This window comes from methane-oxidizing endosymbiont of Gigantopelta aegis (genome assembly GCF_016097405.1).
Classification (GTDB): domain Bacteria; phylum Pseudomonadota; class Gammaproteobacteria; order Methylococcales; family Methylomonadaceae; genus Methylomarinum.
On record NZ_JAEHGD010000001.1, the window covers coordinates 2,047,437 to 2,053,436 of the forward strand.

At 42.0% G+C, this 6,000-nt stretch carries 7 protein-coding genes and 2 pseudogenes; 1 reads left to right on the plus strand and 8 read right to left on the minus strand.

What is annotated here, in order from left to right:
- Positions 1–134: 134 nt before the first annotated feature.
- The 5 genes and pseudogenes from tnpC to JEU20_RS10305 form a co-directional block, all read right to left on the minus strand.
- Positions 135–1,304 (minus strand): annotated as a pseudogene (gene tnpC, locus JEU20_RS10290) (IS66 family transposase); the annotation flags it as partial.
- The gene (locus JEU20_RS15940) at positions 1,205–1,555 is read right to left on the minus strand and encodes a DUF6444 domain-containing protein (protein ID WP_425356695.1); all 351 of its coding nucleotides are present in this window, start codon (positions 1,553–1,555) and stop codon (positions 1,205–1,207) included. The gene JEU20_RS15940 and the pseudogene tnpC, both read right to left, overlap by 100 nt.
- Before the next feature lie 48 nt (positions 1,556–1,603).
- Entirely contained in the window at positions 1,604–1,924 is a 321-nt protein-coding gene (locus tag JEU20_RS10295) for a DUF2334 domain-containing protein (protein WP_198245568.1), read from the minus strand.
- A 193-nt stretch (positions 1,925–2,117) separates the two neighbouring features.
- Positions 2,118–2,360: a glycosyltransferase family 2 protein gene (locus JEU20_RS10300; RefSeq protein ID WP_198245570.1), complete on the minus strand. Its 243-nt coding sequence runs from the start codon at positions 2,358–2,360 to the stop codon at positions 2,118–2,120.
- Positions 2,330–2,881 carry a glycosyltransferase gene (locus tag JEU20_RS10305; protein ID WP_198245572.1) on the minus strand — a complete coding sequence of 184 codons (552 nt, stop codon included), beginning with the start codon at positions 2,879–2,881 and terminating at the stop codon, positions 2,330–2,332. The genes JEU20_RS10300 and JEU20_RS10305 overlap by 31 nt, the downstream gene beginning before the upstream one ends.
- A gap of 48 nt (positions 2,882–2,929) precedes the next feature.
- Here JEU20_RS10305 and JEU20_RS10310 point away from each other — a divergent pair.
- Positions 2,930–3,677 (plus strand): annotated as a pseudogene (locus tag JEU20_RS10310) (IS5 family transposase).
- 44 nt (positions 3,678–3,721) lie between these two features.
- Here JEU20_RS10310 and JEU20_RS10315 read toward each other — a convergent pair.
- The 3 genes from JEU20_RS10315 to JEU20_RS10325 form a co-directional block, all read right to left on the minus strand.
- Positions 3,722–4,495, minus strand: a complete 774-nt coding sequence (locus tag JEU20_RS10315; RefSeq protein WP_198245574.1) for a polysaccharide deacetylase family protein — start codon at positions 4,493–4,495, stop codon at positions 3,722–3,724.
- 10 nt (positions 4,496–4,505) lie between these two features.
- A complete protein-coding gene (locus JEU20_RS10320; RefSeq protein WP_245395182.1) occupies positions 4,506–5,438 on the minus strand; it encodes a glycosyltransferase family 2 protein in 933 nt (310 codons plus the stop codon).
- Between the two features lie 5 nt (positions 5,439–5,443).
- On the minus strand, positions 5,444–6,000 hold a 557-nt coding region (locus tag JEU20_RS10325), incomplete at its 5' end, for a glycosyltransferase (protein ID WP_198245576.1).

Below are 6,000 nucleotides of genomic sequence, written 5' to 3' on the forward strand. Positions count from 1 at the left end.
ATGATGATTTAATAGCGAACAAGTTACCTGGTTAAAAGTATTCCAAGGTGGAACAAATCCCCTTTTTGCTTTAAAAACAGATTATCTAGCAATGATTTTCCGTAACCGTTCACACCATCACAACCGCTTGCTGCTCAGGGATAGGTAAGCGGTAAGAATTCTTGGCCATCTGTCAGACCCTGAGTGCAAATCGTTCTGAGGGTTTGATACAGATTAAGCCCTAACCGTCTACAGGTCTCGATCACGGACAAGATCATCGGCCGAAACTGATCGCCGCGGTGTGATTGACTGAAAAAACTGATTTTCCGCCAGATAACATAAGGGCGCAACGACCTCTCCGCGGCATTGTTGGTCAGCGGCACACCGGGATGGTCCAGAAAGGTCCAGAGCCTTGGAAAATCCTTTAGCAGTTTGCGGCAGCTGTTGCCGGTTTTGGTTTTTCCATGGATGAGTGCGCTCTGTTCCAGTTGGGTTTTGAGGCGTTGACGGAGCTTTTCCAGTCGCTGTCGATAATGCTGGCTTTGATAGTCGCTTTGTTGCCAGCGTTTGGCGCATCGTACCCCTAATCGAGCCAGCCTCAGCAATTTTTGACCGTCTTTGCCTGCTTGTCCCCGGCGTTGGGCTATTTTTTCCAAGTTACGGATGATATGCGCCCAGCAATATTGGTGTTTATTGGCTGCATAGTCGTTGTAAGCACCATGGCGGTCGGTGACTAAGACGCCATTGAAGTTGCCGAGTAAAGCGTTGGCCGCGCCTTTACCGCGCGAATAGTGGGTCAGAAAGTAGGCGGCCTGGTCGGTGGATAAGGACCAGAGCCAGTAGGTGCTGCGATTCCGGTAGTGTCGGGTTTCATCGGCATAGCCGAGATTCGCGGCACGAACCGCTTCACCGATTTGTTGATAGACGGGGGCCAGCCAGTCATTGAGCTTTTTCTGGCTTTGGCTGATAGCTCCTAAACTGAAGGTCAGGCCCCATTGTTCCTGGAGCAGACTTTCAATCTGTCTTAAGGTCAGGTGGTAACGGCCATTTATCAGGTTGATCCAGGCAATCAGACCCGGCCCCATTTGGCCGGCAGGAACGGCGTCGGGCAGATGGGCTTTATGGTGCTGTCCACAGCGTTGACAACAACCTGCGTAGCACTGATGTTCGGTGACTTCATAGCGCACTTCAGGTAAATCAAAAACTTGATGGCGTTGGTAACGATCTATCTGGACTGTTCCACCACAACCACAGACTGCATGCGGATAGTAGCGCTTGATGTGGTCGACCTGGTCTTCGGGCAATAACGTCCGTTCGTGCTTTTTGTGGCCCGTCTGCGCCCCTTTTTTACGCCCCGTCGGGGTTTTGCGGTGGCGTTCCGCGCGTTTTTAGGGCTGTCTTGTGAGGGCGGTGCTGAGGAATTGTCGGAACCATTATTTAATTGTTCCTCCAGTTCCTCTTTCCAGATTTGGAGTTGCCTAATCGCTTCCCACAACGTCAAAATCACCTGGTGAGACTCTTCTAATGTCTCAGGCAAAGGTGGCGGTTGGGTGAAATCCAGTGGGAGTTTGCTCATACACGAATTTTCTGATTTTTTGGGTGGTTTGGCAAGTGTTGTGAACGGTTACGATTTTCCTTTATGAATCCAGCTATATTGTTTCTCAATTGATTCATCTGAAAACTCAGAGGGTGTACTATTCTGATTATGGTTGATATGAGCATAGCCATGTTGAGATATTTCAATCCAACCATTTTTCTCGGCATCAATTAGATATTTTGCATGCAGTTTAGTCAACGCCTGTAAGTCACCATTATTTTTCTTGTAGGGGATAACAGCAAAATTAATTTTCACATCATGTGCTTTGCAAATATTGATAATTTCTTTTTCCAGAGAATGGTCACTGGTTACAGAGGGGGCATCAAATCTAAAAGCTATTTTTATCATTTTGATTTAGAATTATAAGCTGTAATCATGCCCCAGAAATAATAAACATTCATGAGTTGTCTCATGGAATGATTAGGACCTTGAGTAATAACAATCAATAAATAACGATAAATGGAACGTAAAAATTGGGGAAAAATAAATAATGGAATACCCAACAGATTTCTTTGATAGCTATTGTTATCGCGTTTTGCTTTTAAAGCACCTGCGTTATTGTGAAGAGTAAGAAAAAACCTTTCTTTAATTGATGGGGTAGAATTTTATGAAAAACCAGTGCATCTGGGTGGTAATAAAATTTACCTTCCGCTGCTGCTAAACGATGGAAAAAATCGGTCTCTTCACCTTTAAAAAGCTCTTCCTTTTTAAGTCCCGTTCCTTTTCTGCCCATGGTAGTGTCAAAATTGCCGATCAGATCAATAACGCGGCGGTGAATAGCCATATTGCCACCAAATGGAAACTCTTTGATGCCGTCCATTTGATGAAGCTCTGTTCCAAAGTCCTGGTGTCCCAAAAAACGTACATATCTGGCGTTATCCAAGGCGGGAGTTTATTGGGGCTTTCAATATGAATTCTGCCTCCGACAGCATCGCAGTCATATTGCTTAAATGTTGAATAAATGGACTGAAGCCAGTTTTCTGTAACACGAATATCATCATCAATAAACATTAGATAGGTCCCTTTAGCTTCATTAATTCCTCTATTTCTAGCATAGGATAAGCCTTGCTTTTGTTCAAAGATATAACGAATGTTTAAGCTAGAAGATTGATTGAAATCTTCAGTTACCTGTTTAGTATTGTCCGTCGAATTGTTGTCAACGAGAAGAACCTCCCATTGAATGGGATCAGTAATGACTTGTTTTTCCAGGCAAGAAAAACAGTCAGGTAAATTTTGGCAACGGTTATAAGAACAAATAATAATACTAGGGGCTGTTGCCGTTTTGAAAATCCCCTTGAAATTCAATAACTCCGCCACATAGATTGTTTATTTTGACTCAAAAACAAGCAAACTATGCCCCGACAAATGCTTACGGATGAACTTTGGGAGAAACTGAAGATAATTATGTTGAAAATGGGAATTTATGACAAACCTTGTCTTCGAAAAACAGTCGAAGGTATTTTTTATCGCTTGCGAGTAGGTTGTCCCTGGAGAGATTTACCCACGGCTTTTGGTAATTGGAATGCGGTATATAAACGATTCAATGACTGGTCTCGTAAAGAAAAACTGATGGGTATTTTAACGCCTTGGTTGTTGATCCAGACCTGGAATGGGAATTTATTGATGGGAGTATTGTGAAAGCACATCAGCATAGTAGTGGTGCGGCCTGTGAACAAGAAACAGCGATAGGGAAATCTGTCGCCGGGAACACCAGTAAAATTCATATGGCCGTTGATGCCTGTGGTCTTCCTATTCATTTCTCAGTGACAGGCGGCGAAGTTCATGACTGTAAAGAAGCACCGAAATTAGTTGCAGAGCTCCCAAAAGGTGACTATATAGTTGCTGACAGAGGCTATGACAGTGAAGCATTACGTCTTCAAATTAAAGACAAAGGGCTGTTCCTGTTATCCCAAGAAAAAAGAATTCAACTCGGGGAAATGATGAAATGGATTGGTGTCTCTACAAATATCGCCATCTCGTTGAAAATGTGTTTGCAAGACTTAAGCATTTCAGAGCGATCGCCACGCGATATGACAAACTCAAACGAAATTTTGAAGGCTCTATCGCTCTGGCTTGCGCCTTTTTATGGTTACCTATGTGAAATGGCAACAGCCCCTAATATCCATCAAGGAAAATTCCTGAATTCTAAGGTGTTAAACGATTGATAAAACGATTCATATAGTATTTGGCAGGAAAAAACAGACTCGCATCGTTGATACCAAAAGTCATTTTTTGTTTTAGTTTCCACCAAGGGTCGTTGCCATAAACCTCAATTCGGTGCAACACATACGGGTCTCGATTTGCATTATTAAAGCCCGATCGGGTAGAACAGGCTAAGGTAAATCCAGCCACTTCAACAGAATCACGATTCTTGCTATTAAATAATCCGTAAGGGTAGGCAAAATGCTTACACGGCTGTCCTAGTTTATCTTCAATCACTTTTTTTGAGGATAAAATTTCATTGTTAGCCATGCTTGCGTCAATTTCAGGTAACTTAACGTGGTTAACCGTATGCGCGCCAAATGAAATATTAGAGGCGTTCATTTCGAGTATCTGTTGCCAAGTTAGCATTTTTCGAGTTGGAAAACCGCGCTGATTCATCCATCGATTGTTTGAATCTATACAACTAGTCGCCAAAAAAATCGTCGCAGGAATTTGATGTTCAGACAAAATAGGAAAAGCGTGCGTGTAATTATCGGCAAACCCATCATCTAACGTAATGGCAACCGCATTGTCTGGAAGAGCTTTGTTATGTAAGAGGTATTGCTCAATTTGTTCTAAAGAGACCGGGTTAAAACCATGCTGTTTTAACTTTAGCATATGCGTGTTAAATTGCTCAGGAGAACAGGCATATTTAATCTCCGAATCGGCCTCCGGGTTGCTGACCATGTGATACATCAGAATCAGAAATCTAGTCATAATTAAAGCGTTATTTATCCAAAAAAAGAACTATCTTTTTAAAGATAGTTTCAGGAAATAGACTGATAATAATATATTTCAAATCTTTAAATTGCCAGGAACCAAAACGAAGCATAGCTCTAAACAAATGTTGAGCAGAATTCAGATTACGCTTCCAAAATGCCTCATAAGCTTGATCAACCACCTGACTGTTCAATAACTTGTTGAGCTCATCAGGAGGAATATGAGAAACAAGCGCCGGATTTTTTAAAATAAAATCTTGCCGAACCACTCTAGCATTTAGAACCTGTTTCCATTTTACCGAGGAAATCTGCCCATGGCTATGCCAACGGTAAAAGGCTAAGACCTCAGGGACTAAGGTAATATTCTGGGTAACGCCGATGATTCTAATCCATAAATCATAGTCCATTGCACTAAAACAGCGAGTAGAAAAACCATTAACCTGGTCAATAATTTCTCTGCGAGTCAATGCGGCATGAATAGGCCAGGGGCACCCCTTTAAACAAGCCCTAGGAATATCCCCTTTTTCATAAGCGGGGGGGATATAACGTGGACCATTTTCACCCCCTTCAACAATATTTTGCCAGCCACAATAACTTAAATCAGCGAGAGATTGTGTTAAGCCGTTATACAATTTTTCAAGACAATCTAGCGCCCAATAATCATCAGCATCCAGAAAAGCAATAAATTCCCCTTTAGCATGTTCTAAAGCGAAATTACGAGCAGGGTAGGGGCCTTGGTTTTTTTGATAAAAAACTCTAAGGTTATCGTATTGTTGATTTAATTGTTCAAGGATTTGTGGACTCTTATCCGTCGAGCCATCATCTACAATAATAAGCTCTGCATTGGGATAACTCTGTTCGAAAACATTAGCAACAGTATCTGCAACATAGGCTTCAGCATTGTAGCAGGGCATGATGACAGAAATTAGAGGCGTATTCATATTGGTTATGATGAGTAAAAAGGCAAGGCATGTTCAACGACTCGACGCCAAGTGAAACCAGAAGCAAACTCCCGACAAGAAAACGGGTCGAAGCTAACTTTACGAGATAAAAACTGTTCTAATGCATTTTGAATATTTTCAATACTTGGATCCTCTACAAAAAAACCACTTTTTCCCTCAGATACGGCTTCAATAGCGCCCGCCTGTCGCGTTGCTAAAGACGGTGTTCCACAGGCAGCAGCTTCTAAATAAACAATGCCAAAACCTTCATGGCTATCTGATAACGTAGAGGAAGGTAAAATAAATAAATCAGCTTCTGACATTTTATTAATGACCTGCCTTATTGGTAGGCGACCAGCAAAAACCACTTTATCAGACAATCCCAGTTTATTAGCCATTAATTCAAGCTCAGACTTGTACTCACCATCTCCAATGATTGTATATTGGAAATCAAAATGCTTGGCTATTGGAGTTAGTGCCTGTAGTACTCTGTCAACATTTTTTCTGGGCTCCGAAAGACGAGAAACGGTAAGAAAATGAGGAACATTGTTTTTTTTGGTAC

Coding starts and splice junctions, on each gene's coding strand:
- JEU20_RS15940 (WP_425356695.1), bottom strand. CDS start 1,555: ATGAGCAAACTCCCACTGGATTTCACCCAACCGCCACCTTTGCCTGAG.
- JEU20_RS10295 (WP_198245568.1), bottom strand. CDS start 1,924: ATGATAAAAATAGCTTTTAGATTTGATGCCCCCTCTGTAACCAGTGAC.
- JEU20_RS10300 (WP_198245570.1), bottom strand. CDS start 2,360: ATGGCTATTCACCGCCGCGTTATTGATCTGATCGGCAATTTTGACACT.
- JEU20_RS10315 (WP_198245574.1), bottom strand. CDS start 4,495: ATGACTAGATTTCTGATTCTGATGTATCACATGGTCAGCAACCCGGAG.
- JEU20_RS10320 (WP_245395182.1), bottom strand. CDS start 5,438: ATGAATACGCCTCTAATTTCTGTCATCATGCCCTGCTACAATGCTGAA.